We start from the raw sequence: 1,580 nt of genomic DNA, 5'->3' as shown, positions 1-1,580 counted from the left end.
ATACTTGAAATAAACAAAAACACCCCCATATTCGCCAATAGCAACCTCATCCCATAGGTCTATTGTGCAAAATTGATATTTTTTGAAAATTATATTACAATACAGCTATCAGGAGTTTAGCTCCATAAAGTTTAGGTTTGGATTTTAGATCCATAACGTGATGGTAGCCGTATTTGATACGACTACTTTTCTTTTTATCTAGCAACTGTTTCCATTTTGGAAACAACTCAAAAAAATCCCCACACTCGCAAAGTTTGGCGACTCTGAGTGTGAGGATATCCAGTATAGTAAAAGGCATTAAAAGCCCTCTTTACTATACCCATTTTATCAAAAAAGTGAGGTAAATACAATGTGGATGGAAGAACTTCCCAACGGAAAATACAAATTTTTTGAGCGATATAAAGATCCATATACTGAGAAATTAAAAAAAGTTTCAGTCACGATGGAGAAGAAAACTCCCCAGGCAAGAAATCAAGCTGCTATCTTACTGCAGGAAAAGATAAATAAAAAACTCAGCACAAAACAAGTAGAAAGCATTACATTTGAAGAAATCTATAACCTTTTCTATAAATCATGGGCGCAAACAGTAAAGGAATCAACAAAACATAATTGTAAATCAGTTGATAAGAAGATGAAGGAAATCATACCATCCGATACCATACTTGCTAATCTTGACAGGCGTTTTCTTCAAGAGGCTATTGAAAAAATTATTGAAAGCAACGGATATATTACAGCTAAAAAAGTACGGCATAGGCTCAGAGGTATCTTTAATTACGCTGTTCAATACTCTTACATTGAAAACAACGAGGTCGATTATACTACGATTCCTCAAAAACCAAAGACTTTAGAAGAACTGGAAAAAAAGCGTAACAACTTTCTCACCATGCAAGAAATAAAAGCGCTTATCGATGTCCTTAATCGTCGAGAATATCACCAAAAGTACGCTGATATGGTTCTTGTGCTGGCATTAACTGGTATGAGATATGGTGAGTTAACTGCCTTACAACTGAAGAATATAGACTTCGAAAACAACAAAATTGAGATCACAGGTAATTTTGATTCAGTAAACAAAATCAAGACGCTACCAAAGACTACAAATTCAATACGGACAATCAAAGTATCAGAGAGTGTCATAGAAGCTATTCAAAGACAAATAGTACGACTTAGCGAACGTTTCCAGCCATTGTCAAGCGATGATTATATTTTCTGTTTTGAAAAATGGAATCAACCTACAACAATAGCTTGCTTCATACAGATATTAAAAAAATATGGAAAACAGGCCAAAATAGAAAAAAACTTATCTAGCCATATTTTTAGGCATTCTCATATTTCGTTTTTAGCAGAGTCTGGCCTTCCAATAAAATCAATAATGGATCGAGTTGGACACTCAAATGCAAAAATGACTTTGGAAATCTATTCTCATACTACTGAGGATATGGAGGATAAATTGGTCAATAAATTAGATACTATTTTTTAATTCTGCCCCTTGGTTGCCCCTTTTTTATTTCACAACACAACAAAACCCCTTGAAGACATTGATAATTCAAGGGGTTGCTTTATATCGTTATAATTCATCGGCT

The 1,580-nt window shown here is 34.2% G+C and carries 1 protein-coding gene; it reads left to right on the top strand.

Translation table 11 applies throughout. From position 1 onward, the window contains the following. Positions 1 to 349: 349 nt before the first annotated feature. Complete coding sequence (locus HT729_RS11375) at positions 350 to 1,477, top strand: site-specific integrase (RefSeq protein WP_000266843.1); 1,128 nt, start codon at positions 350 to 352, stop codon at positions 1,475 to 1,477. Positions 1,478 to 1,580: the final 103 nt, after the last annotated feature.

The organism is Streptococcus sp. 79, from assembly GCF_013277425.1.
In the GTDB taxonomy this organism is placed as follows: domain Bacteria; phylum Bacillota; class Bacilli; order Lactobacillales; family Streptococcaceae; genus Streptococcus; species Streptococcus pseudopneumoniae.
The sequence above is the reverse complement of the archived record's forward strand: the minus strand, read 5'-3'. Positions and strand labels throughout refer to the sequence as shown.

Excerpts from the sequence above, each read along its gene's own strand:
- HT729_RS11375 (WP_000266843.1), top strand. The coding sequence starts at position 350 with ATGTGGATGGAAGAACTTCCCAACGGAAAATACAAATTTTTTGAGCGA.